Origin of the sequence: Nocardia arthritidis (assembly GCF_011801145.1) — a bacterium.
Classification (GTDB): domain Bacteria; phylum Actinomycetota; class Actinomycetes; order Mycobacteriales; family Mycobacteriaceae; genus Nocardia; species Nocardia arthritidis_A.
Genome location: NZ_CP046172.1, coordinates 2,845,187 through 2,870,463 on the forward strand (window position 1 = coordinate 2,845,187; position 25,277 = coordinate 2,870,463).

The window sequence follows — 25,277 nt, forward strand, 5'->3', positions numbered from 1 at the left end:
AAGTGTGTGGGGCTCGGTCGGGCCGCCGAGGGCATCGGGCAGGATGGAGCCGTGATTCTGCGCCGAGACTCCGCCACCGCGACCGTTCCGGATAACGGAAGGTCGGTGCGGCCGCCGTCCCAGCATCCGTCGGGTGCGCGGCCGCCGAAGTTGCCGCCGGAGCTGGTGCCCAACCATGTGGCGTTGGTGATGGACGGCAACGGCCGATGGGCGCAGGAGCGCGGGCTGCCGCGCACCGCTGGACACGAGCGCGGCGAGGCCGTGCTGATGGACACCGTCGAGGGCTGTATCGAAATCGGGGTGAAGTGGCTGTCGGCGTTCGCGTTCTCCACTGAGAACTGGCGGCGCAGCCCGGAGGAGGTGCGCTTCCTCATGGGGTTCAACCGCGATGTGATCCGCCGCCGCCGCGACGAAATGCACGAGATGGGTGTCCGGGTGCGCTGGGCGGGCCGCCGTCCGCGCCTGTGGCGCAGCGTGATCAAGGAACTCGAGATCGCCGAGGAACTCACCAAGGACAATACGGTGATGACCCTCACCATGTGCGTCAACTACGGTGGCCGCGCCGAAATCGCCGACGCCGCAAAGGAAATCGCGCGCCGGGTGGCCGCGGGCGAACTGGATCCGGAGAAGGTCACCGAGGCGACCGTCGCCCGGTTCATGGACGAGCCGGATATGCCGGACGTCGATCTGTTCCTACGTCCCTCGGGCGAGCTGCGCAGCTCCAACTTCCTGATCTGGCAGTCGGCCTACGCCGAATTCGTCTACCAGCACACGCTTTTCCCCGATTTCGACCGGCGCAACCTGTGGGACGCCTGCGTCGAGTACGCTTCGCGTGACCGCCGCTTCGGCGGCACCAAGTGAACGGCAGCAGAATGGACGCGGTGGTCACTCCGGCCGAGGAATTGCAGGCGCGCGCGGGCGCCGGGTTGTCGCTGTACGACGTCGACGTGCGGGTCGATCAGGACGGCTCGCTGAGCTTCCAATACGAGGGTGCGCTGTGCTCGCTGCGCGGGGTGAACCTGTCCGCCGGGCTCGACGTGCTCAGCCTCACCTGCGTGCTCGCCTGGGACCGCCCGCTGAAACCGCAGCTGCACAAGCGGGTCGCCGAGCGCAACAATGCGCTGAAGTTCGGTTCGCTGACGCTGATCAACCGCGACAAGTTGGCCGACGTCATCCTGCGCTACACCTTCCCGGCGGCCGGACTCGACGATCAGGCGCTGGCCATGATGCTGCTGCTGGTGCTGTCCGACGCCGGCCGGGCCAGACAGGGACTGCTGCTGCCGTGAACCCGTGACAGATGTCATGGCGGAGTCGTGACAGCCGGGCGAGGTCCGCGGCCCCGGATTCGGCGACCGTTGAGCCATGACATCAGCACTGAGGGCCGTATTCTCGGCCGCGGGGGGCGCTGCACACCGGAAAGCGCCCGCGATAGAACTGCGTGACCTGCACAAGAGCTTCCGCCAAGCGGGCGGCGGCGCCGTGCGGGCGGTCGACGGGCTCGACCTGGTGATCCAGCCGGGCGAGATCGTCGCATTCCTCGGCCCGAACGGCGCAGGTAAGACCACGACCATCGATATGCTGCTCGGCCTGAGCGCGCCGGATTCGGGCAGCGTTCGGGTTTTCGGCGCAGACCCCGCGCAAGCCATTGCGGCAGGCCGGATTTCGGCGGTGATGCAGTCCGGCGGGCTGCTGCCGGACCTCACCGTCGCCGAAACCGTAAGGCTGATCGGCACTTTGCACGCGAGCCCGCGGCCGGTGCAGGAGGTGCTGGCGCGCGCCGGAATCATGGGCATCGCCGATCGGCTGGTCGGCAAGTGCTCCGGCGGACAGCAGCAGCGGCTGCGGTTCGCGCTCGCGCTGCTGCCGAATCCGGATCTGATCGTGCTGGACGAGCCGACCACCGGCATGGATGTCGAAGGGCGGCGGGAATTCTGGAATGCCATGCGGGAGGACTCCAACCGCGGCCGCACCGTGCTGTTCGCCACCCACTACCTCGACGAGGCCGACGCGTACGCGGACCGCGTCGTGCTGATCCGCGCGGGCAAAGTGGTCGCCGACGGTACCGCGGCCGAGGTCAAGAATCTGGCCGCGGGCCGGACGCTGTCCGCGACCCTGCCCGGCGCGGATCCCGCACGGCTGCTCGCGCTTCCGGGCGTCGACAATGTCGAACTGCGCGGCGATCGAATCATCATGCAGGCCAAGGACTCCGATTCCGTCGCCCGCTACCTGCTGACCGAGACCGCCGCGGTGGATCTCGAAATCACCGCGCACAACCTGGAATCCGCATTCCTGGCGCTGACCACCGGAGGGGACCGATGACAACTACCATCAATGTGGCCGGAATGCGTTCCGCGCTTGGGGGATTCAGCACCGGCTTCTTGGGCTTGGAATTGCGGCGGACGCTGCGCAACCGCCGCACGATGATTTTCACGCTGGTTTTCCCGCCGGTGTTCTTCGCTATCTTCGGTCTGCAGAACGGTGCGAAGGGGGAGACGGCCGGATCGGGCAACGTCACCGCCTACATCATGGTGTCGATCGCCCTGTACGGCGCGATGCTGGCCACCACGAGCGGCGGCGCCATGGTCGCGGTGGAGCGCGCGCACGGATGGAGTCGGCAGCTGCGGTTGACCCCGCTGCGTCCGGTCGCCTACATCGCGACCAAGGTGATCGTCGCGATGGTTCTCGGATTATTCTCCGTCACAACGGTTTTCGTGTTGGGCGCGGTCTTGGGCGCGCACCTCACCCCGGTCGCCTGGGTGAGCTGCTTCGTACTCGCCTGGGTCTGCTCCTCGGTGTTCGCGGCCTTCGGGCTGTTCATGGGGTACCTGCTGCCGTCGGAGAACGTCATGCAGATCCTCGGCCCGGTGCTCGCGGCCCTCGCCTTCGCGGGCGGGCTGTTCATACCGCCGTCGGGCTGGTTCGAGACGGTGTCGAAGGTGTTCCCCACCAATGGAATCGCCACCCTGGCCCGGTTGCCGTTCGTAAATCCCGGTGTCGGATCGATCGCCTTGGCGGTGTTGAACGTCGTTATATGGCTGGGGATCTTCGTCACGGGCGCCGCGCTGCTCTTCCGTCGTGATACCGCGCGCTGAGGGGTACCGGCCGTGCGGTCGCTCATCAGGGTGGATGAGCGGCCGCACGGCCGTGTGTGCGGGGTCGCCGGTGTTGGAGACGGTAGCGTCGAGGCCCGTGAGGCAGGATCAGCGTGTGCGCGGGGCGGCCCCGTGGAGGTGAGAGCGCGGCTCGAGACGCTCCGGCCGCGGGCTGCGCGGTTGGTGGACAGGGTGTTCGGTATCGGACCGCATGGCACGTCCAAACTGCGGCACGGCTGGTTCGGTACGTTCTTGGCGACCGCCTGGTTGGCCTACCTGGTCGGTCCGGTGATCGGGGAGTGGGGCAGCGGCGCGTACGTAAGGGCGATCGCGGGGGCGGCATGTGTGATCGTCTTCGGTGCGTTGATCGTGGCGGCCTTCGTCACGTTCCGGCAGTCCAACTGGCCCGATATGGACGAATTCCTCGAACCGCCCCAACCCCAGGCGCGAATTTGGGCGGTGCTGGGCGCGATGGCGGTCCTGGTCGTCGCCATGACGTTGTTGCTCGGGCCGACCGCCCTGCTGACGGCGATCTATATCGCGGTCGTCTCGATCTTCGGCCTGCCGGTGCGCCGCGCCGGATATGTCGCGCTCGGGGTCAGCATCGGGTTGCTGGTGGTGCCCAACGTCGTGCCCGGCTGGGAACTCGGCGGTGTCCCGATCTTCGTGGCGATCGTACCGATAATCATCTGGATCGGCCGCGAGATCGGGTTGCGCGGGCGCAGACTGCAACTGCTCGCGCGGCGTCAGCGCGCGGAACTCGCCCTCGTCGAGGAACGTAACCGGGTGGCCCGCGACGTGCACGACATCCTGGGTCATTCGCTCACTGTCATCACCGTGAAGACCGAACTGGCGCAACGGCTCATCGATATCGACCTGGATCGGGCGCGCACCGAACTGGCCGATATCGAGCGGCTGGCCCGCGAGGCGCTGGCCGGGGTGCGCGATACGGTCGGCGGGCTGCGCGAGGTGAGCTTGCGCGGCGAGCTGGCCAACGCGCGCTCGGCGCTGGCCGCCGCGGATATCGCCGCCCGGCTGCCCGAACCGGATTCACTGCCGGACGGCGACAACGAACTCTTCGGCTGGGTGCTGCGCGAGGCGGTCACGAATGTGGTGCGGCACAGCGCCGCTCGGCATTGCACGGTCACCGTCACCCCGACCACCATCGAGGTGGTCGACGACGGGCGCGGTATGGGATCGGGCGCCGCCGGAACCGGTGTGTCCGGGCTGCGGGAGCGGGTGCGCGCCGCGGGCGGCACGCTGACCTTCGGCACACCGGAGGGAGGTGGGGTGCGTGTCGTCGCGACCATTCCGTATCCCGTCGAAAAGGATTGATATACAACGGATGTGCGGGGTGGGTGGAGGTATGGAGGATCGATGATCCGGTTGTTGCTCGCCGACGATCAGGCGCTGGTGCGCGGTGCGCTGGCCGCGCTGCTCGGGCTGGAAACCGATTTGGAGGTCGTCGCGGAGGTCGGGCGCGGCGACGAGGTGCTGGACGCGGTGGCGCGCAGTAAACCCGATGTGGTGCTGCTGGATGTGGAAATGCCTGGGCTGGACGGTATTTCGGTCGCCGAACAGCTTCATACCACCCATCCGGACGTGCGCATACTGATGGTCACCACCTTCGGGCGGCCCGGATACCTGCGCCGCGCCATCGACGCGGGCGCGAGCGGCTTCGTGGTCAAGGACACCCCGGCCCGTGAACTCGCCGATGCGGTGCGGCGGGTCCAAATGGGTTTGCGTGTGGTCGATCCGGCGCTGGCCACCGAAACGCTCACCGCGGGCACCTCACCGCTCACCGCCCGGGAGCGCGAGGTGCTCACCGCCGCGGCCGACGGTGCCACCGCCGGTGCCATCGCCAAAAAGCTGCACCTTTCGGAAGGCACTGTGCGCAACCACCTTTCGTCGGCGATCGGCAAGACCGGCACCAGCAACCGGGCCGAGGCCGTGCGCGCCGCCGAACGTCTGGGTTGGCTGTAGTCGAATTCGCGCGCGGCAGTTGGCTTCCCAGGCAAGCTGATCGCTATGCGGGCGTTGTCGCGGGCGGCGCGCGTTTCAGGTTTTGTGGTTATAGGTGAGGAGGGCGCGGAGGCCGCGGGCGATGGTGTCGGGGTCGACGTCGCCGAGGATCAAGTGCTGCAACATGAATCCGGGGAACATGCCTACGGCCGTGACGGCGATGGCGGCGGTGTCGGCGTCCGGGGCGATCCAGCCCTGGTCGCGCATGCGTTCGGCGTAGAGCTCCCAGTGTCCGCGGATGGCGGTCATCGCCGCGCCGACAAAGGCGTTCGCCTCCGGCTGTACCAGGGCGAGCGCCCAGGCCTGGGGGGCCAAGCGAATTCGGCCGGACGGGCCGCTGTTCTCGATGATCATCTCGGTCATAGTCCGGACCAACTCGTCCGGGGTCGGCAGCGGATCGGCATTGATGGCGGTGTCGAGCCGGTCGCGCACCTCGTCGGCGGTCGCCGCGGCGATGGCGGCGATAAGCTCGTTCTTGCTCTTGAAGTAGCGGTAGACCGCGCCGGCGGACAGCCCGGATTCGGCGAAGACATCCTGCATCGAGGTCTCGTGAAAACCCTTGCGGGTGAAGCATAATTGGGCCGCGTCCAGGATCTGTTGACGGCGCCGTTCTAGATGTTCTTCGCTGACTCGGGGCACGCTTCCAAAGTAAAACGAATGTTCGTTCTTGACAACTACCGGCGGCCGATGGGACGGTATTTGCGATAAAAGAGAACGAACATTCGATTTACGGAGAGCGTCATGAACTCCACCCGGCGTGCGTTGGCCTTCGGTCTCGCGGCGGCTCTGCTCCAGGCCATCATGCTCATCGCCTTCGCCTGGCCCGCGGCCAATATCGAGCCGCGCGATCTGCCGATCGTCGTCACCGGTCCGCAATCCGCCGCCGTCGCAGGCAAACTCGCCGGACACGACCCCGGCGCCTTCCGGATCACAACGGCCACAGACGAATCCGCCGCTCGCACGGCCATCGCCGACCGAAAGGCGTACGGCGCCATCGTGACCGGTGCGGGCGCGCCACAGGTACTCGTAGCCTCCGCCGCGAGCCCGGCGGTGGCGCAACAGCTCACCGGCATCGCCCAGCAGCTGTCGGGTGTGCCGCAGGCGAAGGTGGCCGATATTGTTCCCGCCGCCGAAAAGGATCCGCGCGGAATGGCATTCGGCGCGATGGTGCTGCCGCTGGTGATGTCCGGAATCGCGGCGGGCGTGCTGCTGTCGCTGCTGATCCCGAGCGTGGGCGCCCGCCTGGTAGGGCTGGTGACCTTCGGGGTGGCGGGTGGCTTGCTCAGCATGGCGATCATCCAGGGCTGGATGTCGGTGGTTCCCGGGTCGTATCCGGTGCTCGCGGCGGTCGCCGGGCTGGTGTCCTTCGCAGTGTCCGGCACTGTGATCGGCCTGAACGCTGCGCTCGGCCGCGCCGGTATCGGACTCGGCGCGCTGACGATGCTGCTGATCGGCAACCCGTTCTCCGCCGCCACCTCCGCGCCCGAACTGCTACCCAAGCCGTGGGGGGCCGTCGGGCAGCTCCTTCCGCCGGGCGCCGCCGCGTCACTGCTGCGCTCGGTGGCCTTCTTCGACAATGCCGGATCCACGAAACCCATTGCGGTACTGCTCATCTGGGCCGCAGCAGCACTGGTTCTGCTCGGTATCGGCGCGCGCCGCGCCGCCCCTGCCGTCACCCCCGCCCGCGAACCGGCGACGGTGGCATGACCCCACGACCGGACAGCTCGGTCGTCGGAGGTGAGTGCCGGAATCCGTTCACGCCCACCACAATCAGATGTGCACCCACACATCGGGCGTGATCCGGATTCCGGCATTCGCCGTGCGCCGCACCGCGATTCGCGGGCCACGGTAAATGCTTTTGCGTGCGTCTTCGTCCGGATGATGAGATGTCACGGTGTTCGACCACGATGCGGCGGCCGTACGTCCGTTGACACTGGCCTGGGTGAGCAGACATCTGGAGGTCGGTGAACGGGTCCTCGGAACCGAGGCGCTGCACGGCGGCATCACCGCCGAAATGCGGAGGCTGACCATCGGTAAGCGCGACGGCGGCGCCCGTGATCTGGTGCTGCGCACCTTCGTCGACGCGGAGCACGCCGAAGACTGGCTGAACAGGGAGGCAGGCGCCCTGACCATGCTCGCGGACACGGACGTTCCGGCTCCTGCGCTGGTCGCGGTCGATCCGACCGCTGCGCATTGCGAGTATCCGTCGCTGCTGATGACGCACCTGCCGGGCCGGACGGTCCTCGATGACGAGGCATTGGCGACGCGCGTAGTTCTGCTGGCCCGTCAACTCGTCGCGATCCACGCGTTGCGGCCCGCCGAGCGGCCCAGGGAGTATCTGGCGTGGACAACCGCCGACACCGTCGTGGTTCCGAAGGGCGCCGACGCCACGGTATGGGCCGCGGCGATCGATGTGATCCGCAAGCCCGCGCCGGCCTATGAAGGGTGTTTTCTGCACCGGGATTTCCAACCGGGCAATGTGCTGTTCGACATGCCACCCTCGGCGGCTGCACGGATCACCGGCGTCGTCGACTGGGCGCAAACCTCCTGGGGCCCTGCGGATCTCGACGTGGCGCACTGCTCGACGAATCTTGCGCTGCTGCACGGTCCTGCGTGGGGTCTGCGCTTCGCCGAGGCGTATGAGCAGGCCGGCGGGGTGCTGGCCGCGACAGCGAGCGAGCGGTTGTTCTGGCGGGTGCGGGACGGGCTGGCGGCCTCGGAAGAGGTGCGGTTGGTGGCCCGGCCATGGCGGGAGGCAGGGCGAACGGAGTTGACGACGCGAGTCCTAGAGGAGCGGCTGGATGCCTACGTCACCGCCACGATGGACACGCTGGGCTGAAATGGCTTGCCCTGAACAGATTTCCGCTCACGTGTAAGCGCGGAGGAAGGTGTCGACGGCGGCGTCGGCGATGGCGCGGAGTTCGGCGGTCGCGGGTTTGCGGGTGCCGAGGTGGGTGCGTATTTCGAGTGGGCCGGTGAGCAGGGCGAGGAGATGTTCGGCGGCGACGGTGGGGTCGCACTGGCGCAGCGCGCCCGCCAGCACCAGGCGGGCGAGGCGATCGGAGAGCGCCTCGCGGAGCCGAATCGTGGTGCGCCGCATGACCTCATCGATGAGATTCGGAAATTCCGCGGACTGCGCGTTGGCCAGGCGGCGCAGGGCTCGGCCGCGCTCACCCGCGCAACTGCGCACCAGCCGCAGCGCGGTTTCGGTGAGCGCGGCGCGCACGTCACCCGGATCGCGCAGCGGGTCTACGGCCGCGACGGTTTCCGCGGACATGGCATCGGCGGCGGCCAGCACCGTCTCCTGGAACAGGGTTTCCTTGTCGTTGAGGTGGTTGTAGACGGTGGGCTTGGCGACGCCCGCCGCATTCGCGATCTCCTGTACGCAGGCTTGCCGGTAGCCGCGTTCGGCGAAGACGTCGAAGGCGACCTCGAGGATCGCCGATCGCTTATCTATCCGGCCTCGTTGGGCTTTCGTCTCCGCCACCCCTGCATGCTACCGCGCCGGTACGGTCCATTGAACTCACGGGTTCACTCTTGTGAATCTACTAGTACGTTCACTATGTTGAACCCGTCAGTTCAAATCGATAAGGGAGATCCGATGATCGTCCATACCCTGCGCTTCCGGTTCCGCGACGAAGCGACCGAGGCCGAACGCGCCGCCGCGCTGACCGCGATGCGGCAGGTCGCCGCCATGGATTCGGTCAGCTACGGGACCGTCGGCCAATGCCTCGGCGACCCGGCCGCGGGCTACACACACGCCTTCACCGTCGGCATCGAGGATCTGGCCGCGCTCGAGCGGTACATGAACGATCCGGTCCACCTGGCCGCCGACCCGCATATCGCCCCGCGTCTCGCGAAACTGGCTGTCGGCCCGGATCTTTCGGATGACCCGGACCCGGAGCTCGGCGCGAAACTCCTCGCGATGCACGAAGCCAAACTGCGCAAGTACCCGGACTGGGCCGAACTCATGTCCACCATCCCCGAAGTAACCGTCGCCTGACATGATCGTGCTGATACGGCGCTTCCGATTCAGGGACGAACTGACCGAGGACGAAAAGGCCGAGACGCTGCGCCTGATTCGCCGCACGGTCACCCTCGGATCGGCGCGATTCGGCATCGTCGGACAGTGTCTCGGCGATCGGACGGACGGCTGCACGCACGCATACAGCACCGGCTTCGACGATCTCGCCGCGCTCGAGACGTATCTCTACGATCCGGTGCATCTGGCCGGCGATCCGGACATCGTCCCGCACTATGCGAAACTCGTACTCGGCCCGGATGTTTCGGATGATCCCGACCCGGATCTGGCCGCGAAGATCATGGCGATCCACGACCGGAAGTTGGCGGCGTATCCGGATTACGCCGAGCTGATGGCGGGGATCCCGGAGGTTCGATTCCTTTGAGAACGCGAAAGACCCCTTCGCGCAACGGATTCGAAGGGGTCTTTCGGTGTGTGATCAGTTGACGGTGAACGACAGGGTCGGGGCCGCAGGGTCCGCTTCCTTCTTGGCGTTGTAGGTCAAGACATAGTTGCCGGTACCCGGGGCGGCTACCAGGAAGGTCGCGACATCCTTGGGGTTGTCGATGGTCTGGCTCTTCTCCAGCAACTCGTTGATCGGGGCGCGGTCGTCGGCGACCAGGCTCTGCCCGTCCGGTGTCTTCACCGAGAAGTACTCGTTGAAGATATTCGCGCCGCCCGCCGGAATGCCCGCGCCGCCAATGATTTTCACGTGCAGCGCGAGTTCGTACTTACCGTGCTCGTTCTTGGTGTAGCTGGGGCGCAGCGTACCGCCGGTGACCTGGATCGTGGTCTGATCCTGGACGAGCGTTCCGGTGACAGCCAGCGTCTTCGGCTGCACGCTCTCCACCTGCGCATCGGTCTGCAGCGGGATCTTGGTCTGGTTGTCCGAGGTCTGCCCGAACACCACGATCACCGTGTCGAGCAGGTGATCGGCATCGGTTCCCGGCTTCACCGAAGTGGTGATCTTGCCCGCGGCCGAACCCTGGCCGGGCACGGTCGGGTTGTCGAAGCTCGCCGCCTGGTCGATCTGACCACCGATCTGCAGATAGGCGTTGGTGCTCAACGTCTTGTTCTCGGTGGTGAGGTTCTTGTAGGTCAGGTCGAGCACGAGCCTGCCGCCGGACTGATCCGGCACCACGGTCGCCTTGTCGACGGTGATGGCGAAACCCTCGAACCAGCCGGTCTTTCCGACGGTACGCACCGTCGACTGCCCGCTCGGGGCGCCCGTCTGCCCACCCGCCTGCGGTTTGCCCGCGACGGTACCCGGCGCCGACGCCGGAACCGGACTGCCGGAGTCCTTGTCATTGCACGCCGTCAAAAACGTTGGCGCCAAACCGATCAGCGCTACGGCCCCCACCGAGGTGAGAATCCGGCGGGTTCCGAATTTTTGCATGGTCGAACGCACGATGCCTCCCAGAAGATTTTGCCAAACTCCAAAGTGCGGATTCGCAAAGGAATCTTCGCCGGAAGGCCGCGCGTTAACCAGGCGCGGTTCACTGAGCGGACCGGTGTCCGTCCACGCCACACGGGCGGCAGGTGCCGAAGACCTCCATGGTGTGGCTCACCTCGGTGAAACCGTGCTGGCCCGCAATGGATTCGGCCCACGCCTCCACGGTCGGGCCCTCCACCTCCACGGTGCGGCCGCAGTGTCGGCAGACCAGATGGTGGTGGTGTCCGCTCGAACATTGCCGGTAAACCGACTCGCCGGAATCGGTGCGCAATACATCGACCATTCCCGCGTCGGCCAATGACTGCAGGGTTCGGTAAACCGTGGTGAGCCCGATTCCCTCACCGCGACGGCGCAATTCGTCGTGCAATTCTTGCGCGGAGCGGAATTCATCGATATCGCCGAGCAGCGCCGCGATGGCGCTGCGCTGTCTGGTGCTGCGGACTCCGACCGGTTTGGTGGGTGCGACGGTCTTGTCTGGCACGAATTACCCTTCCTCGGCATGCGCGACGGCGTCGACGACGATATGCGCCAAGTGATCGTCGACGAGTTCGTAGAGCACCTCGCGTCCCGACCGCTCACCGTGGACGACGCCGGCCGATTTCAGAATGCGCAGATGCTGGCTGACCAACGGCTGGGTGACCCCTAGCGCGTCGACCAATTCGTGGACGCAGCGTGGCGACTCGCGCAGCTGCAGCACGATGGCGATGCGGACCGGTGCGGCCAGCGCCCGCAGCAGTTCCCCCGCGTCCTCGAGCACGGTCCGCGCGGGTACCGGCGCGGGCGCAGGGGAGCGGTACGGGTTGTGTGGGTGGGTGGTGGCCTCGGTGGTCATGGGATACTCCTTATTGGAAAGCGATCCCATTTTGATATGCATAATTGCGCATGTCAAACGTGGCGCGCGCTATCCGGTGTGATGTACCTCATTTCCGCGGCCGGATCACCTGCGGGCCAACGACTATCGACGGCCGGGGTCGGCCGCGGCCGGGAGCTCGGCCTTGGTCGGCACGGCAGGGGTAGGGGTGCCCGCGGAGGTGACCGCGACCTTGGACGGCACCGACGGATCCGGCGCGCTCGGCCCGAACAGGGCGTTCGCGGTGAACCACACCAGGCTCGACGGGGTGAGCAGCAAGACGACGAGCACCACCGGGTAGTGCCAGCGGATGCGCCGCCTGCGCGCGGACCAGCGCTCGCGCCGCAGCGCCCACCGGTGTCGGCGCAGCACGCGCCGTTCGGCGCGGGCGGCCCAGCGGGCATCGAACAGTTCGGGCGGAATCTCCGTCATGGACCCACCTCACGGGTAAGACCGGATTCGTTATAGTCCCATCCTTTCAGGTGGCGCGCACCTTCGGCGCAAGCGCGACGGCCCGCGTGGAAATTCGAGCTGACCACGCAGGACCCACGGAGATAACGGGTGGAACACGGCCGATACGCTATAGGGATGCGGCCCGGGTCCGGGCCGGACGAATCCGACTCGCAGTGGATGGAGAATTCTCGCGTGGCACCCAAGTCGAAGGTGGACACCGTTGCCAACCTCGCCAAGCGCCGGGGGCTGGTGTACCCGTGCGGTGAGATCTACGGAGGCACCAAGTCGGCGTGGGACTACGGTCCGCTCGGCGTCGAGCTCAAGGAGAACATCAAGAAGCAGTGGTGGCGCTCGATGGTCACCAGCCGCGAGGATGTCGTCGGCCTCGATTCGTCGGTGATCCTGCCCCGGCAGGTGTGGGTGGCCTCCGGTCACGTCGGCGTCTTCAACGATCCGCTGGTCGAATGCCTCAACTGCCATCATCGGCACCGGCAGGACCACCTGCAGGAGGCGTACGCCGCCAAGAACAAGATCGACGATCCGGATTCGGTGTCGATGGAGCTCGTCGCGTGCCCGGACTGCGGCACCGTCGGCAAATGGACCGAGCCGCGCGATTTCAACATGATGCTCAAGACCTACCTCGGCCCGATCGAATCCGAGGAGGGTCTGCACTATCTGCGCCCGGAGACCGCGCAGGGCATCTTCGTGAATTTCGCGAACGTGATGACCACCGCGCGCAAGAAGCCGCCGTTCGGTATCGCGCAGATCGGCAAGAGCTTCCGCAACGAGATCACGCCGGGCAACTTCATCTTCCGCACCCGCGAATTCGAGCAGATGGAGATGGAATTCTTCGTCAAACCGGGTGAGGACGAGCAGTGGCACCAGTACTGGATCGACACCCGGCTGGCCTGGTACACCGACCTGGGCATCACCTCGGAGAACCTGCGCCTCTACGAGCACCCGAAGGAAAAGCTCTCGCACTATTCGACCCGCACGGTCGATATCGAGTACCGCTTCGGCTTCCAGGGCAGCGAATGGGGTGAGCTGGAGGGCGTCGCGAACCGCACCGACTACGACCTGAAGACCCATTCGGAACATTCCGGCACCGACCTGAGCTACTTCGACCAGACCACCAACGAGCGGTACACCCCGTACGTCATCGAGCCGGCCGCGGGTCTGACCCGCTCGCTGATGGCGTTCCTGGTGGACGCGTACGCGGAGGACGAGGCGCCGAATGCCAAGGGCGGCGTCGACACCAGGACGGTGCTGCGGCTGGACCGGCGGCTCTCCCCGGTGAAGGCGGCGGTACTTCCGTTGTCGCGCAATGCCGATCTGACGCCGAAGGCGAAAGATCTTGCGGCGCAACTGCGTAAGAACTGGAATGTGGAATTCGACGACGCGGGCGCGATCGGCCGCCGGTACCGGCGCCAGGACGAGATCGGCACCCCGTTCTGCATCACCGTCGACTTCGACACGCTCGAGGACCAGGCGGTCACCGTGCGCGAGCGGGATTCGATGACGCAGGAACGGATTTCGCTCGACCGGGTCGAGGGTTACCTGGCGCAGCACCTGCTCGGCGCCTGAGCGTATTTCGGCGAAGCGCTTTCCATTCCGGAAAAGCGCTTCGCCGGTGCGTTACGCGGATGTCGGCTTGTTCACGACAATGCCGATGGCGGTGGGGATGAGCAACGCGCAACCCCACGGCACCTCGACCCAGAACGGCCAGAAGTAGCCCGCGCCGGTGGCCAGATAGATGGCCAGAATGAGTATGTTGACCGCGACCCAGGGGATCCACATGATGATCACCCACTGCGGCACCGCCCTGGGCCGCTTCTGCTTATCCAGCCGGACCTTCTTGTCCCGGGGCACGGGCAGATCCGCGAGCACCGGTTGCAATTCCCCGTATGTCCTTGCGGCATAGACCTTTTGGAGCCGGTCGTCGAATTCGTGCAGGCTCAGCCTGCCCTCATTCATGGCCAGCCGCAATTGTTCGACAATCTTCTCGCGGTCGCCGTCGGACGCCCGCAGATTCTCCTGACCCACGGATGCCAGCGTAGGATCGGGCACCCGCGAGTGCGAGTCTTTGTTCCGCCGGAAATATCCGCGGGCGGCGTGTGGTTGACGGTCGATGCCTGAAAGCACGAATAAAGGACATGTGATGGCACGAGCGGTGAAGTTCGAGCGATACGGCGCGATCGAGGAATTGAAGGTCGTCGACGTGCCGACGCCCGCGGCGGGGCCGGGGCGGGTGGTTGTCGAGGTGGTCGCGGCGGGAATCAACCCGGGCGAGGCCAAGATTCGCACGGGTTCGTTGCACCAGCTGTGGCCCGCCACCTTCCCCTCGGGTGAGGGATCCGATTTCGCGGGACGAATCGTCGAAGTGGGCGAAGGGGTTTCGGCCTTCGCGGTCGGCGACGAGGTGCTGGGATTCACCCATGAGCGGGCCAGCCACGCCACGCACGTTTCCGCACCCGCCGATCAGGTGACGCCGAAGCCCGCGGGATTGTCGTGGGAGGTCGCGGGCGGGTTGTTCGTGGCGGGGACCACCGCGGTCGGCGCGACCCGGGCGCTCGCGGTGCGGCCGGGCGAGACGATTGTCGTCGCAGGCGCCTCCGGCGGTGTCGGTTCCATTGCGGTGCAACTACTTCGGCGGTCCGCTGCCTTGGTGCTCGGCATCGCGAGCGAGCGCAACCACGAGTGGCTGCGTTCGGTGGGCGTGGTCCCGGTCGCCTACGGTGAGGGACTCGCCGATCGCTTGCGTGCCGAAGCGCCTGACGGGATCGCCGGATTCATCGACGCGTTCGGCGGCTATCTCGATCTGGCGCTCGAACTCGGCGTCCCGGCGGCGCGCATCGACACCATCGTCGATATGGCGGTCGCGGGCGAGTACGGCGTGCTCACCGATGGGAACGCTGCGGCCGGTACCGTCGAGGTGCTCGCCGAACTGGCCGAACTGGCCGCGTCCGGCGAGCTCGAGATACCGATCGCCGCCGTATACCCGATCGACGAGGTGCAGGCGGCGTACCGCGAACTCGAACAGGGACATACGCACGGCAAGATCGTGTTGCGTCCCTGAGCTTTTCAGTCGGGAACGGTCCAGAAGGCGAGTTCGTGGCGCATACCCGCCGCGAACAGCGCCTCCGCCCGGGCCGGATCCGGGTTCGCCTCATCCAGCATCTGGGCGCAGCGGCGGGTGAGGGCGGCGAAGGCCGGGTCGGCATAGGTGTCGACCCAGCGGCGGTAGCGGGGGTCGGCCGGTGGGTTCCGCGCGAGGATCGCGCCGAGCGTCGAATAGCCCCACATACACGGGTACAGGGCGGCCAGGCCGTCGGAATAGTCGGCGGCGGATTCGAGCAGGAAGGCCGTATATTCCTGGCACGGTTGGCCTTTGGTCGCACCATCCAGGTCGGCGCCGAATTCCGCGGCCAGCGAACGATGTAGCGTCAGCTCGTCGTGAAAAGTGGCGTGCGCCAAGTCGACCAGATCGCCGAGGTGCGCGGCGGGCGCCTGCCAGGCCAACCTGCTGAACACCCGCACGTAGTCGAGCAGGAACAGGTAATCCTGTTCCAGCCACGACCGGAACACCCGCTCGGGCAGATCCCCGCGCGCGATCCCTGCCACCGTCGGGTGCGCGAGTTGCGCATCGATCAGCGGAAGCCCCGCCGCCTCCAGCCGTGCGGCGAGACTCACTGGTGGGTGGTGCGCGTCGGACGCAGCACGAGGATCACGCGGCGTTCGTGGTCGCCCACCGGCGGTTGGTATTCGAGCCCGTAGCGGCGCGCCAGCACATCGAAGAATTCGCCGTCGGGATCCGCATCGATGGACTCGATCACGCCGCGCACCTCCAGGTAGCGGTACGGCTGATCCGGATCGTTGATGCTGATCGCGACGTGCGGATTCGCCTTGGTGTTGATGGCCTTGCGGCGATCGGTCGTCGTGGTGAAGCGCAGATGCGTGCCGTCCCAGATCTGCCATACCGGGGTGACCTGCGGGGTCCCGTCGAGGTTGAGCGTGGCCAGATGACCGTAGAGCGGGCGGGTCAGAAGATCGATGTGGCTTTCCGGGATGACGCTGTCGTTCATGCTTGGCAGCCTAATGAGCCTTGTCGGCGCAGCCGTTTTCAGGCTGCGCATGGGGGAGCGGATCGGAGGTACGCCTGACGGGTGCTGTCGGCGTAGCCGTCTCTAGTCCGCGCTTGCGGAGCGAAGGTACGCCAAATGGGCGCAGTCGGTGAAGCCGTCAACAGTCCGCGCACGGCCGGAGTGGATGCGGAGGTACGCCAAATGGGCGCTGTCGGCGTGGCCGTCTTGCCTGCGCATGGCGGGAGCGAAGGCGGAGGTACGCCTACGCGGGTGCCCGAACCGCGCTGCGGTCCGGGCGGGTTCGTGCAGAATGCTGGGTGTGCTGGAGGTTGTGCGTCGTGCGGGTAGGCGGCGCTTTGTGCACGGTGCCGACGGGCGTCGGCGGTCCGAACCGATGATGTGCGGCTCAGCGGGTACATGCGAGGTGGCGTCGTGAACGATCGTGGGAGGTGGGTGCCGACGATGCGGAACGGGAAACTTGGTTCGGTCGCCGATGCGGCGGTCGGGCTCGCGGCGCTGGGGGTTGGCGAGGCGGTGGCGGCGGTCGGCGGCGATTCGCTGATCGACACGGTCGGCCGGGCGCTTATCGATGCCGCGCCGACTCCGGTCGTGGAGGCGACCGTCGCGCTGTCGGGGCGGCACGACAAGGAGGTCACGCGGATCGGGGTCGGGGCGGGCGCGGTGGCCGCCGCGGTCGGCTTGGCGGTGTTGCCGGAGCGGATTCGGTTACTCGGTGCGGCGGTGTTCGGGGCGGGTGCCGCGGCATTGGCGACGCGGCGGGCGACACGGTCCGGTGCGGCGTTCACCGGTGCGATTGCGGCCGCTGGTGTACTCGGATTCGGGATGCGCGGGCGTTCCCGTGCGCGGGGCGGTTCCGCCGAGTCGTTCGGCGGCTCGGCCGGTTCGCTGTTGGTCGAATCGCTCGGCGGTTCGGCGGAACTTCTTGGTGGCGTTGCCGATTCGCGCCGTAGGTGGCCCCGCACCATGCTGTATGCGGCTGCCGGTGTCGGCTTGCTCGCGATCGCCCAGCGGGCGCAACGGGCGCGGGATCGCAAGCAGGAGCAGTTGATTCGCGCCGTCGGGCCGATGGGCGCGCTCGGCGTCGTCCCCGAGGACGGGCTGGAGGACGAGCCGGGTCTGCCCGCGCTGTACACGGCCAACGAGCGCTTCTACGTCGCGGATGTGAACCTGCGCCCGCCGCGGCTGGATCCGAACCGCTGGCGGCTCGCCGTCACCGGTTTGGTCGCCCACCCGCTGCGCCTGTCGCTCAACGAATTGGCTTTGGACGCCGTCGAATTCGATGCGGTGATGGTGTGCGTGCACAATCGTCCAGGGCAGGGCCGGGTCGGCAACGCGCGCTGGTTCGGTGTGCCGCTCACCGAACTGCTCGCGCACGCGCTGCCCGACGACAATGCCACCCGGCTGGTGACCAAGGCGGTCGACGGCTACACGATCTCGCTGCCGTTGGAGCCGCTGCGCACCGGCGAATGGCCCGGCTATCTGGTGATCGGTATGAACGGCGCGCCGCTGCCACCCGAGCACGGATTCCCGGCCAGGGTTATCGTTCCCGGCAGCTACGGGCAGTACGCGGGCGCGAAATGGCTTACCGGGCTGGAGATCACGGACGACAGCCAGGTCGACTACTGGTGGCGGCGCGGCTGGCCCCGTGGGCCGCTGTGGATTTCGCCGCAGGCCCGCATCGATGTCGCCGCGCCGGGCCGGATCGCCGCGGGCACGACGACCATGGCCGGTGTCGCGTGGGCGCCGCCGAACGGCGTCGCGCGGGTGGAGCTGCGCGTAGGCGAAGGGGATTGGCAGACAACCGATCTCGGCGCCGAGCTGGCGCCGGCGGCGTGGCGGCGCTGGCGGATCACCCTGCCGCTGCCGCCCGGCGAACATGTGGTCCAGGCCCGTGCGATCGGCAACGACGGCCAGGTGCAGGAGGGGGTTGCGCGCCCGCCGTTTCCGAACGGGCCCGCCGGCTATCACACCCTGACGGTGCGCGTCTGAGCGCTCACACCGCGACGATCGGCTCCTGGAATTCGGTCACCCAACCGCTCGGATCCTCGGTGAACTCGAGGGTGACCTCCCGTGGCGCGCCGAGCGAACGGTAGCCGTTGGATTCGATCCACCAGCCAAGTGCCTGAACGGGTTCCAGCGCGTTGTCCATGCTGCCGTGATGAACGATGGTGGCCGCCTGTATCTCCGGGAGATCGGTGATCGTGACGTCCGGCGCCGCACCCGGCGCGATATGCACCGGCATACAGGCGTGCACGACGACGCTGCCGTCCGGATTCGGGTCGTAGTAGGCGATGCCGGGTCCGACGGGCATGGTCCCCGCCGCCTCGAGGCGTTTGCAGAGTTCGGCGAAAAGCGGCCTGATCACCGGGCCGATCGCGCCCGGATCGAAACCGTCAGCGACCGCACTCAATTCGGCAACCCGCACTGCCGCAACGGTTTTCACGACCACTTCGTGATCGGGCATGATGCCCTCCTGTTCGATCACCCGAAGCCTCGACTCGACCTGGACGAGCCGTGCCCGATCGCCCGCGATGCGCTGCTCGAGTTCGGCCCGGCGCAGTGCGAGCATGGCGCGCAGCTCGGCGCCGCCCACCTTCTCGTCCAGGATCCGGCCGACCTGTTCCAGCGTGAAGCCCAGATCCTTCAGGGCGACAATGCGATTGAGCCTGGCCAACTGCGCGGCCTGGTAATAGCGGTAGCCGCTCACCGCGTCGACCCGCACCGGGCGCAGCAGCCCGATCGCGTCATAGTGACGCAGCATGCGGACCGAAACCCGTCCGTGTCTGGCGAAGTCTCCGATACTCAACATGACGGTCTCCGGTTTAGGGGCTCACACGGTGTGAGAGTCAAGGATCGAGAGGCGATTCGATCGCGGCGGTGGTGGGTGGCGGATGGGCCAAACGTCGCTCGGCGATTCGGTGAGGCGTGGTGGAGGGCCGGAGGTGTTCAGAATCGTCCGCCGCGACCGATCCGGCGGGAACCTTGTGAGCCGCCGTATGAGGCCGCGCCGTAGTCGCCGGTGGGTCCGGAGCGGTAGGCGGTGCCCGCGCCGCGCAGCAGTCCATCGATGAGGATGCCGCCGAGTACCGCCCCGGCCTGGGCGGTCCCGGACGGTGGCTGTGCGGCCGCCCAGGCACGGACGCTGGCTTGTGCCGAGACCAGCGCGCGTCCGCCGAGGTCGGCGGCGGTTCGGGCGTGGGTGATGGCCTGTTGCGGATCGGTGGGTGCGAGCCGGCGGGCCAGGTCGAGGTTGCGCTGCGCCTCGGATAGCCGGGTGCGTGCCTCGGCGTCGACGCCGCCGCGGCGGGTGGTGATGTAATCGGCGGCGGTGTTCACTCGGGCGCCCGCATCGGTGAGCGCGTGTTCGAGCCTGCGGCGCAGATCCTCGGCGGCGAGCTTGCGATCGGTGGCGGCGGCCACGGCGCGGTCGAGTTCGCCATCGGCGGCGACCGCATCGTGGAAGGCGGTGAGCGGATCGGTGGCCGCCTTCGCGGCCGCCGCGTCCAACGCGTCCCGCGCGGCGCCGACCGCAGCGGCGAGTTCCGCCCCGCCGTAGTCGGAAAGCCCGGTGGCTTCGGCGATTTCGCGCCGCAGCTCGTCGAGCGCGGCCGGGATGCCCACGCGGGCCTGCTCGATATCGGCCGCGAAGCCGTCGACCGCGTCGAGGAGCGAATTCGCCTGTCCAACAGCGGCTTCCGCAGCGCGAATGGCACCGACCGCGGCACCCTGTTCACCACCGGGCGGCCGAGTGCGGCACGCCCGGCGTCTATGTTCTGCTCCGCGAAGGCGATTCGCTCGCGCGCCATGCCGATGTTGTCCGCGATAGGGGCAAGCGCCTCGGCGGGATACGCGAGCGTCTGGCGCGGGGGTCCGGCCTGGCGGAGACTAGCGACGGCCTCCCGCTCGTCGGCGAGTGCCCTGGGCTGGGGTTCGGCCCGGTGCTGGCTGGCGACGGACCCCCGCTCGTCGGCGAGCGTCTCGGACTGGGGCTCAGCCCGACGCTGCCTGGCGACGGACGCTCGTTCATCGGCGAGTGCTCTGGGTTGGGATTCGGCCTGGCGGAGGTTAGGGGAGGACTCCGGCTCGTCGGCGAGTGCTTTGGGTTGGGGCTCGGCTCGGTGGCGGTTGGCGACTGGCGCCCGCTGGTCAGCGAGTGCTCTGGGCTGGGGTTCGGTCTGGCGGAGGCTGGGGATGGATGCCCACTCGTCGGTGAGTGCCCTGGATTGGGGTTCGGTCTGGCGGAGGCTGGGGACGGCCTCCCGCTCGTCGGTGAGTGCCCTGGGTTCGGTGCGGCGGAGGTCGGGGGAGGATTCCGGCTCGTCGGCGAGTGCTTTGGGTGGGGGCTCGGTCAGGCGCTGACTCGGGGCGGCTTCGTTCAGGGCGCCGGTGAGCCTCGTCCATTCGGCTTCGGAGGCGGGTATTCGGCCGGTGAGCGCGACCAGGTCGCGGGTGAGTGCGTCGAGGCGGGCGGGGGCGTCGATGAGCAGGTTGCGCATCGTGTCGAATTCGGTTACCTGGGCATCCAGTTCGCGGTCGGCGCGGCCGACGGCGCCTAGCAGGTCCACCAGTAGTGCGCGCTGTTCGTCGGGGGTTTCCGGAATTTCGTCGTCGAGTCGCTGACGGATCGAAAATGCTTTGGCGGCGGCATCTTTCGCGTGATCGAGGGCGGTGCGGAACGGTGCGGCCGCGGTTGCGCCGAATTCACCTGCCGCCAGCTCCAATTCCTCGGAGCTGGTGCGGATCGCGTTGTCCAACTCCACCAATGCCTCACGTGATCTGGCGTGCAGCGCGTCCAGCGGCAGCGCGGCGAGCGCGACGCTGTCGTCCGGATTCACCCTGCGGGCCGCCGCCAGTTCGGCGCGGGCCCGGTCCCGGCCGCGATGACGCGAATAGAGTGCGAAGCCCGCGATCACGGCCGCGAGTACCGCACCCGCGATGAGCAGGGTGCGAGCGCTGATGGTGCGCCCGCGCAGTTCGGTATCGATGCGGTTGGCGGTGACGATACCGGCGTCGGCCCATCGCCCGTCCCGCAGCGCGGGCTCGACCTGGCCGACCAGCAGCTCGCTCAGGTCGGAATCCGTTATGCCGCTGGGTAATTCGCCGTAGAACCAGTAGTCCCGATCCTGGGTCGCGACGGCGAGCAGCAGATCGCGGTTGCCGAATCCGGATTTGCGCGCGGTCTGCTCGGCCCAGCTCTGCGGGCCGAGCCCGGCGAAATCGCGGACGTAGACGATCCACAGGCGCAACTGCTGATCGGCGTAGAGGTTGTCGACGGCGCCACGGACCCGGTCTAGCTGTGCGCTGTCGAGGGCCTGTGCCGAATCGACGACGTAGGTGCCCAACCGCACCGGCGGTTCGGCCGACGCCACCGGCGCGCCCAGCATGGCGGCACCGGCGACCAGAACGCTCAACGCCGCCGATACGGACCGGCGAGCGCGACGATTCCGCGCGGACATGGCACGAATCTAGCGCCCGTTCGGGCGCCGGATGGCGAAGCCCGTCGTCACGCGAAGGACTCGCATAGCATCGACGGGGTGATCACCATCGACCGCCCGTACACCGGTCACGTATCGCCTGGTTCGAATGCGCAGCAGCGCGATCTGCCCGGTGCCAGGATCGTCAAACTGTCCGTCGGACAGATGGACAACAACTGCTATCTCATCCAGGACACGAATTCGGGTGCGGCGCTGCTCATCGACGCCGCCAACGAGCCGGAACGACTGGCCGAGCTGGTCGTGCAGGAGGCGCCCGGACAGGTCCGCCTGATCGTCACCACCCACCAGCACCTGGACCACTGGTTCGCGCTGAAGGAGACGGCCGCCGCCACCGGTGCGCCGACCGCCGCGCACGCACTCGACGCCGAGCCCCTTTCGGTCCAGCCTGCCCGGCTGCTGGCCGACGGGGACGTGATCGAGATCGGCGATCTGCGCTTCGACGTCATCCACCTGGTGGGCCATACGCCCGGTTCGGTGGCGCTGGCCTATACCGACGCCGACGGCCGGACCCATCTGTTCACCGGCGACTCGCTGTTTCCGGGCGGGGTCGGGAAGACGCAGAATCCGGCCGATTTCGATTCGCTGTACCGGGACGTGACGACGAAGCTGTTCGATCGCTACGGCGACGATACGGCGGTCTACCCGGGCCACGGCGATGACACCACGCTCGGCGCCGAGCGCCCGCATTTGGGCGAATGGCGCGAACGCGGCTGGTAGCCAACGCGATCAGGGCCGGCGCGGCGGGTTGAGGCTTTCGAACATCCGCTCGTAGCTGTCCGCGCCGTGCCCGTTCGCGATTTGCCGATCGATGAGATTGCGCACCGCGCCGATGATGTCGAGGTCGACCCCGGCGTCCCGGCTGGCCGCGACGATCGCGTCCAGCGCCGCTTTGGCGAAGCGCAGATCCTGTACCGGCCGCGTGTAATCGCCGCTGTCGAAACGTTTTCCGGCCCGCGGCAGGTTGAATGTCATGGCGGGCAGGAAGTTCGCGGCACGGCGCGCGAAATCCTCGGCCGACATGCCGACCGAGCGGACCATGGCCGCGCCGTGATACACCCCGGCGAACATCGAGTACATCGCGGCCAGCAGCGCGAAATCGACCGTGGACGCGTAACCAGGGTCTTCGCCGAAGTACTCGGTCGTGCCGAGCGCCTCCAAAACCGTTCGCAGCTCGTCGAATACGCGTTGGGAACCGCTGTAGTAGATGGCGGCGACGGGCTGCCCGATGAGGTTCGGGGTGGCCATGATGCCGCCGTCGAGATACTCGATACCGTTGGCCGCGGCCCAATTCGCGAGTTCGCGGGCCTCTTCGGGGCGGGTGCTGGTGAGGTTCACCAGGATTCGGCCGCTCAGGTCGGCGACCACCGGATCCAAGGTTTCGTACACCGAGGTGTGGTCGAACAGACAGGCGACGATCACCTCGCTCGCCTCGATGGCCGCGGCGAGGTCGGGTGCACCGTGCGCGCCCGCCGCGACCAGTTCGCTGTCCTTGCCAGGGGTGCGATTCCACACCATCGTCGGATATCCCGCCCGCAGGAAGGTGGCGGCGAGCGCCGCGCCCATCGCGCCGAGGCCGAGTACCGAAATGCGCGGGGAATCCGCCATTGTTCACTCCTTGGTGGGTTGGCCGGAGATCCGGCTGGATGGATTCGGCGCCGAATTCGATACTTGTCGCCGCACTCCATTTGGAGCAAGTACTTACTAATTTGTTCAATACTCACTATTTGGTAAGTGTTGATTGCCACCCGAGATGCTTCGGTGCCGGGACCGACCTGGCAGACTTGGGGAGTGGATTCGGCACTGCAGCGCAGCCCATCGGCCGGGCACACCGGCCTCTCGCGCGGCGTCGGCGCCGGATTGGCGCGCTGGACGCGGCGGCTGCTCGCCGGCGCCGTTCTCATGGCGGTGGTGCTGGTCGGCGGGACCGCGTTCCGGGTCTGGCAAGTCGCCCGCGTCGACGACTACACCAAGGCCGACGCCATCGTCGTGCTCGGCGCCGCGCAGTATTCGGGCACCCCGTCCTCGGTATTCGAGGCGCGACTCGACCAGGCGTACAAGCTCTTCCGGCTCGGCGTCGCGCCGAAGGTGATCACCGTCGGCGGCAAACAGGAGGGCGACCTCTACACCGAGGCGGCCTCGGGCAAGAACTATCTGCAAAACCGTGGCATACCCGGGGACAAGATCCTCGCCGTCGAAACCGGATCGGACACCCTGCGCAGCATCGAGGCCGTCGCGGTGGCGATGGAGGCGCGCGATATGTCCTCGGCGGTGCTGGTGAGCGATCCGTGGCATTCGCTGCGCACCCGCACCATGATGCGCGACCAGGGCGTGTCGGCGTGGACCGCGCCGACCCGCACCGGCCCCGCGGTCTACACCAGGGAATCGCAGGCGCACGGAATCGCCAGGGAGACCGGCGCTTTGCTGTGGTACCGGCTCACCCACTTCTCGGCGGACTTCAAATACACAGCGGGGCAGTGAGTTTCGATGAGCGGGCGCTATACCGAGCACGACGCCGAACGTATGGTGCTGGAATCCCCGAAGACGGCGGGTCTCGGTTCGCCGACCATCGAGGCCGAAATCGGGCACCGCACCGAATTCTCCAGGGACCGTGCGCGTGTCCTGCATTCGGCGGCGCTGCGCAGGCTTGCCGACAAGACCCAGGTGATGGGTCCGCGCGACGGTGACACCCCGCGTACCCGGCTCACCCACTCGATCGAGGTCGCTCAGATCGGCCGCAGCATCGCCGACGGGCTCGGCTGCGATCCGGACCTGGCCGACCTGGCCGGGCTCGCCCACGACATCGGGCATCCGCCATACGGGCACAACGGAGAACGGGCGCTGGACGAATTCGCCGACGCCTACGGCGGATTCGAGGGCAACGCGCAGAATCTGCGCATCCTCACCCGACTCGAACCCAAGGTGCTCGACATCGACGGCACCAGCGCGGGCCTCAACCTGACCCGCGCAGCACTGGACGCCGCGCTCAAATATCCTTGGGGCAGAACGGGTTCCGGCACCAAATTCGGGGCATACGAGATCGACGCCGACCGCATCGACTGGGTGCGCAAGGGTGCGCCGGACCGCAGGCGCAGCCTGGAATGCCAGATCATGGACTGGTCCGACGACGTCGCCTACTCGGTGCACGACGTGGAGGACGGGGTGATCGCGGGCCGGATCGAATTGCGCGCCCTGGCCGATCGCGCCGAACAGGACGCGCTCGCCGAACTCGGTCACCGGCAGCATCCCACGCTCGCGGTGGACGAATTGGTCGCTGCCGCACAACGACTTTCGGAACTGCCCGTGGTGGCGGGCGTCGCGGTATACGACGGCAGCTTCGCCGGTTCGGTCGCGCTGAAACGGCTCACCAGCGAGCTCGTCGGGCGCTTCGCCACCGCCGCCATCACGGCCACGAGGCGGGTCGCCGGACCGGAACCGCTCACCCGGTACGCCGCCGATCTGGAGATACCGCCCATCGTGGCCGCCGAGGTGGCCATGTTGAAAACCGTTGCCTTGCGATACGTCATGTCGGATCCGGAACACAAACTCCGGCAGGCGGCTCAGCGTGCGCGGGTTCACGCCGTCGCGACGCGGTTGCTGGCCGACGCGCCGCATGGTTTGGATCCGGTGCTGCTGCCGTGGTGGGATGCCGCGGCGGACGATCAGGCGCGGGTCCGGGTGATCGTCGATCAGATCGCCTCGTACACCGAGAGCAGGTTGGAGCGCATCGCGGCGGCGTTGGGCGAATAGTCCGGCCGAAAAACGCGGAACGGCCGGACTAGCCTAGACTC

General features: G+C 67.5%; 29 protein-coding genes. 16 read left to right on the forward strand and 13 right to left on the reverse strand.

The window, feature by feature from the left end:
• The first annotated feature begins 51 nt into the window (after positions 1–51).
• From F5544_RS12660 to F5544_RS12685, 6 genes are all read left to right on the forward strand, one after another.
• Entirely contained in the window at positions 52–861 is an 810-nt protein-coding gene (locus F5544_RS12660; protein WP_167479148.1) for an isoprenyl transferase, read from the forward strand.
• 11 nt (positions 862–872) lie between these two features.
• Positions 873–1,286, forward strand: coding sequence for a YbjN domain-containing protein (locus tag F5544_RS12665; RefSeq protein WP_167479149.1), 414 nt, complete (start codon positions 873–875; stop codon positions 1,284–1,286).
• Positions 1,287–1,362: 76 nt separating this feature from the next.
• Positions 1,363–2,319 carry an ABC transporter ATP-binding protein gene (locus tag F5544_RS12670; RefSeq protein ID WP_167473380.1) on the forward strand — a complete coding sequence of 319 codons (957 nt, stop codon included), beginning with the start codon at positions 1,363–1,365 and terminating at the stop codon, positions 2,317–2,319.
• A complete protein-coding gene (locus F5544_RS12675; RefSeq protein ID WP_167473381.1) occupies positions 2,316–3,092 on the forward strand; it encodes an ABC transporter permease in 777 nt (258 codons plus the stop codon). The genes F5544_RS12670 and F5544_RS12675 overlap by 4 nt, the downstream gene beginning before the upstream one ends.
• Positions 3,093–3,284: 192 nt before the next feature.
• Positions 3,285–4,427, forward strand: coding sequence for a sensor histidine kinase (locus F5544_RS12680; protein ID WP_238847212.1), 1,143 nt, complete (start codon positions 3,285–3,287; stop codon positions 4,425–4,427).
• A 42-nt stretch (positions 4,428–4,469) separates the two neighbouring features.
• Positions 4,470–5,075 carry a response regulator transcription factor gene (locus F5544_RS12685; RefSeq protein ID WP_167473383.1) on the forward strand — a complete coding sequence of 202 codons (606 nt, stop codon included), beginning with the start codon at positions 4,470–4,472 and terminating at the stop codon, positions 5,073–5,075.
• Between the two features lie 75 nt (positions 5,076–5,150).
• Here the strand turns inward: F5544_RS12685 and F5544_RS12690 are convergent, their stop codons facing one another.
• Complete coding sequence (locus F5544_RS12690) at positions 5,151–5,753, reverse strand: TetR/AcrR family transcriptional regulator (RefSeq protein ID WP_167473384.1); 603 nt, start codon at positions 5,751–5,753, stop codon at positions 5,151–5,153.
• Positions 5,754–5,855: 102 nt separating this feature from the next.
• On the opposite strand from F5544_RS12690, the gene F5544_RS12695 reads away from it, so the two are divergent.
• A complete protein-coding gene (locus F5544_RS12695) occupies positions 5,856–6,821 on the forward strand; it encodes a hypothetical protein (protein ID WP_167473385.1) in 966 nt (321 codons plus the stop codon).
• 187 nt (positions 6,822–7,008) lie between these two features.
• Positions 7,009–7,953, forward strand: coding sequence for a phosphotransferase family protein (locus F5544_RS12700; protein WP_203217544.1), 945 nt, complete (start codon positions 7,009–7,011; stop codon positions 7,951–7,953).
• Between the two features lie 27 nt (positions 7,954–7,980).
• Here the strand turns inward: F5544_RS12700 and F5544_RS12705 are convergent, their stop codons facing one another.
• Complete coding sequence (locus F5544_RS12705) at positions 7,981–8,601, reverse strand: TetR/AcrR family transcriptional regulator (protein WP_167473386.1); 621 nt, start codon at positions 8,599–8,601, stop codon at positions 7,981–7,983.
• Positions 8,602–8,715: 114 nt separating this feature from the next.
• Here F5544_RS12705 and F5544_RS12710 point away from each other — a divergent pair, with 114 nt between their 5' ends.
• Together F5544_RS12710 and F5544_RS12715 are read left to right on the forward strand one after the other, a co-directional pair.
• Positions 8,716–9,117: a Dabb family protein gene (locus F5544_RS12710; RefSeq protein WP_167473387.1), complete on the forward strand. Its 402-nt coding sequence runs from the start codon at positions 8,716–8,718 to the stop codon at positions 9,115–9,117.
• Between the two features lies 1 nt (position 9,118).
• Positions 9,119–9,520: a Dabb family protein gene (locus F5544_RS12715; protein WP_167473388.1), complete on the forward strand. Its 402-nt coding sequence runs from the start codon at positions 9,119–9,121 to the stop codon at positions 9,518–9,520.
• A 54-nt stretch (positions 9,521–9,574) separates the two neighbouring features.
• Here the strand turns inward: F5544_RS12715 and F5544_RS12720 are convergent, their stop codons facing one another.
• The 4 genes from F5544_RS12720 to F5544_RS12735 form a co-directional block, all read right to left on the reverse strand.
• The gene (locus tag F5544_RS12720; protein ID WP_167473389.1) at positions 9,575–10,543 is read right to left on the reverse strand and encodes a hypothetical protein; all 969 of its coding nucleotides are present in this window, start codon (positions 10,541–10,543) and stop codon (positions 9,575–9,577) included.
• Between the two features lie 88 nt (positions 10,544–10,631).
• Positions 10,632–11,069 carry a Fur family transcriptional regulator gene (locus F5544_RS12725; protein ID WP_167473390.1) on the reverse strand — a complete coding sequence of 146 codons (438 nt, stop codon included), beginning with the start codon at positions 11,067–11,069 and terminating at the stop codon, positions 10,632–10,634.
• A 3-nt stretch (positions 11,070–11,072) separates the two neighbouring features.
• Complete coding sequence (locus F5544_RS12730; RefSeq protein ID WP_167473391.1) at positions 11,073–11,420, reverse strand: ArsR/SmtB family transcription factor; 348 nt, start codon at positions 11,418–11,420, stop codon at positions 11,073–11,075.
• Positions 11,421–11,543: 123 nt separating this feature from the next.
• Complete coding sequence (locus F5544_RS12735; protein WP_167473392.1) at positions 11,544–11,870, reverse strand: hypothetical protein; 327 nt, start codon at positions 11,868–11,870, stop codon at positions 11,544–11,546.
• A 213-nt stretch (positions 11,871–12,083) separates the two neighbouring features.
• Here F5544_RS12735 and F5544_RS12740 point away from each other — a divergent pair, with 213 nt between their 5' ends.
• Entirely contained in the window at positions 12,084–13,475 is a 1,392-nt protein-coding gene (locus tag F5544_RS12740; RefSeq protein WP_167473393.1) for a glycine--tRNA ligase, read from the forward strand.
• A gap of 51 nt (positions 13,476–13,526) precedes the next feature.
• Here F5544_RS12740 and F5544_RS12745 read toward each other — a convergent pair whose 3' ends face one another.
• Positions 13,527–13,934, reverse strand: a complete 408-nt coding sequence (locus F5544_RS12745) for a DUF1707 SHOCT-like domain-containing protein (protein WP_203217545.1) — start codon at positions 13,932–13,934, stop codon at positions 13,527–13,529.
• 115 nt (positions 13,935–14,049) lie between these two features.
• Here F5544_RS12745 and F5544_RS12750 point away from each other — a divergent pair, with 115 nt between their 5' ends.
• Positions 14,050–14,967 carry an NADP-dependent oxidoreductase gene (locus F5544_RS12750; protein WP_167473394.1) on the forward strand — a complete coding sequence of 306 codons (918 nt, stop codon included), beginning with the start codon at positions 14,050–14,052 and terminating at the stop codon, positions 14,965–14,967.
• A gap of 5 nt (positions 14,968–14,972) precedes the next feature.
• On the opposite strand, the gene F5544_RS12755 is transcribed toward F5544_RS12750, so the two are convergent.
• Positions 14,973–15,581 (reverse strand): TenA family protein, encoded by a 609-nt coding sequence (locus F5544_RS12755; RefSeq protein ID WP_167473395.1) that lies wholly within the window; start codon positions 15,579–15,581, stop codon positions 14,973–14,975.
• Complete coding sequence (locus F5544_RS12760; RefSeq protein WP_167473396.1) at positions 15,578–15,973, reverse strand: PPOX class F420-dependent oxidoreductase; 396 nt, start codon at positions 15,971–15,973, stop codon at positions 15,578–15,580. Before F5544_RS12760 ends, F5544_RS12755 begins: the two co-directional genes overlap by 4 nt.
• A 462-nt stretch (positions 15,974–16,435) precedes the next feature.
• Here F5544_RS12760 and F5544_RS12765 point away from each other — a divergent pair, with 462 nt between their 5' ends.
• A complete protein-coding gene (locus tag F5544_RS12765; RefSeq protein ID WP_167473397.1) occupies positions 16,436–17,983 on the forward strand; it encodes a molybdopterin-dependent oxidoreductase in 1,548 nt (515 codons plus the stop codon).
• A gap of 4 nt (positions 17,984–17,987) precedes the next feature.
• Here F5544_RS12765 and F5544_RS12770 read toward each other — a convergent pair whose 3' ends face one another.
• The 3 genes from F5544_RS12770 to F5544_RS46295 all read right to left on the reverse strand — a co-directional run bounded on the left by F5544_RS12770 (position 17,988) and on the right by F5544_RS46295 (position 21,450).
• A complete protein-coding gene (locus F5544_RS12770) occupies positions 17,988–18,803 on the reverse strand; it encodes a MerR family transcriptional regulator (RefSeq protein ID WP_167473398.1) in 816 nt (271 codons plus the stop codon).
• Positions 18,804–18,940: 137 nt separating this feature from the next.
• On the reverse strand, positions 18,941–19,414 hold the full coding sequence (locus F5544_RS46290) for a hypothetical protein (protein ID WP_238847213.1): 474 nt from the start codon (positions 19,412–19,414) through the stop codon (positions 18,941–18,943).
• Complete coding sequence (locus tag F5544_RS46295) at positions 19,327–21,450, reverse strand: TPM domain-containing protein (RefSeq protein ID WP_238847214.1); 2,124 nt, start codon at positions 21,448–21,450, stop codon at positions 19,327–19,329. Before F5544_RS46295 ends, F5544_RS46290 begins: the two co-directional genes overlap by 88 nt.
• Before the next feature lie 78 nt (positions 21,451–21,528).
• Here F5544_RS46295 and F5544_RS12785 point away from each other — a divergent pair, with 78 nt between their 5' ends.
• Positions 21,529–22,206: an MBL fold metallo-hydrolase gene (locus tag F5544_RS12785; protein ID WP_167473399.1), complete on the forward strand. Its 678-nt coding sequence runs from the start codon at positions 21,529–21,531 to the stop codon at positions 22,204–22,206.
• A gap of 9 nt (positions 22,207–22,215) precedes the next feature.
• Here F5544_RS12785 and F5544_RS12790 read toward each other — a convergent pair whose 3' ends face one another.
• A complete protein-coding gene (locus F5544_RS12790) occupies positions 22,216–23,094 on the reverse strand; it encodes an NAD(P)-dependent oxidoreductase (RefSeq protein WP_167473400.1) in 879 nt (292 codons plus the stop codon).
• Positions 23,095–23,388: 294 nt separating this feature from the next.
• Here F5544_RS12790 and F5544_RS12795 point away from each other — a divergent pair, with 294 nt between their 5' ends.
• Both F5544_RS12795 and F5544_RS12800 read left to right on the forward strand, forming a co-directional pair.
• On the forward strand, positions 23,389–23,967 hold the full coding sequence (locus F5544_RS12795) for a YdcF family protein (RefSeq protein ID WP_167479152.1): 579 nt from the start codon (positions 23,389–23,391) through the stop codon (positions 23,965–23,967).
• A 6-nt stretch (positions 23,968–23,973) separates the two neighbouring features.
• Positions 23,974–25,236, forward strand: a complete 1,263-nt coding sequence (locus F5544_RS12800; protein WP_167473401.1) for a deoxyguanosinetriphosphate triphosphohydrolase — start codon at positions 23,974–23,976, stop codon at positions 25,234–25,236.
• Positions 25,237–25,277: the final 41 nt, after the last annotated feature.

What these genes read in the sequence shown, in the direction of transcription:
- F5544_RS12665 (WP_167479149.1), top strand. Translation starts at nt 873, where the DNA reads ATGGACGCGGTGGTCACTCCGGCCGAGGAATTGCAGGCGCGCGCGGGC.
- F5544_RS12670 (WP_167473380.1), top strand. Translation starts at nt 1,363, where the DNA reads ATGACATCAGCACTGAGGGCCGTATTCTCGGCCGCGGGGGGCGCTGCA.
- F5544_RS12675 (WP_167473381.1), top strand. Translation starts at nt 2,316, where the DNA reads ATGACAACTACCATCAATGTGGCCGGAATGCGTTCCGCGCTTGGGGGA.
- F5544_RS12685 (WP_167473383.1), top strand. Translation starts at nt 4,470, where the DNA reads ATGATCCGGTTGTTGCTCGCCGACGATCAGGCGCTGGTGCGCGGTGCG.
- F5544_RS12695 (WP_167473385.1), top strand. Translation starts at nt 5,856, where the DNA reads ATGAACTCCACCCGGCGTGCGTTGGCCTTCGGTCTCGCGGCGGCTCTG.
- F5544_RS12710 (WP_167473387.1), top strand. Translation starts at nt 8,716, where the DNA reads ATGATCGTCCATACCCTGCGCTTCCGGTTCCGCGACGAAGCGACCGAG.
- F5544_RS12715 (WP_167473388.1), top strand. Translation starts at nt 9,119, where the DNA reads ATGATCGTGCTGATACGGCGCTTCCGATTCAGGGACGAACTGACCGAG.
- F5544_RS12730 (WP_167473391.1), bottom strand. Translation starts at nt 11,420, where the DNA reads ATGACCACCGAGGCCACCACCCACCCACACAACCCGTACCGCTCCCCT.
- F5544_RS12735 (WP_167473392.1), bottom strand. Translation starts at nt 11,870, where the DNA reads ATGACGGAGATTCCGCCCGAACTGTTCGATGCCCGCTGGGCCGCCCGC.
- F5544_RS12750 (WP_167473394.1), top strand. Translation starts at nt 14,050, where the DNA reads ATGGCACGAGCGGTGAAGTTCGAGCGATACGGCGCGATCGAGGAATTG.
- F5544_RS12760 (WP_167473396.1), bottom strand. Translation starts at nt 15,973, where the DNA reads ATGAACGACAGCGTCATCCCGGAAAGCCACATCGATCTTCTGACCCGC.
- F5544_RS12765 (WP_167473397.1), top strand. Translation starts at nt 16,436, where the DNA reads ATGCGGAACGGGAAACTTGGTTCGGTCGCCGATGCGGCGGTCGGGCTC.
- F5544_RS12770 (WP_167473398.1), bottom strand. Translation starts at nt 18,803, where the DNA reads ATGTTGAGTATCGGAGACTTCGCCAGACACGGACGGGTTTCGGTCCGC.
- F5544_RS46295 (WP_238847214.1), bottom strand. Translation starts at nt 21,450, where the DNA reads ATGTCCGCGCGGAATCGTCGCGCTCGCCGGTCCGTATCGGCGGCGTTG.
- F5544_RS12790 (WP_167473400.1), bottom strand. Translation starts at nt 23,094, where the DNA reads ATGGCGGATTCCCCGCGCATTTCGGTACTCGGCCTCGGCGCGATGGGC.
- F5544_RS12795 (WP_167479152.1), top strand. Translation starts at nt 23,389, where the DNA reads ATGGCGGTGGTGCTGGTCGGCGGGACCGCGTTCCGGGTCTGGCAAGTC.
- F5544_RS12800 (WP_167473401.1), top strand. Translation starts at nt 23,974, where the DNA reads ATGAGCGGGCGCTATACCGAGCACGACGCCGAACGTATGGTGCTGGAA.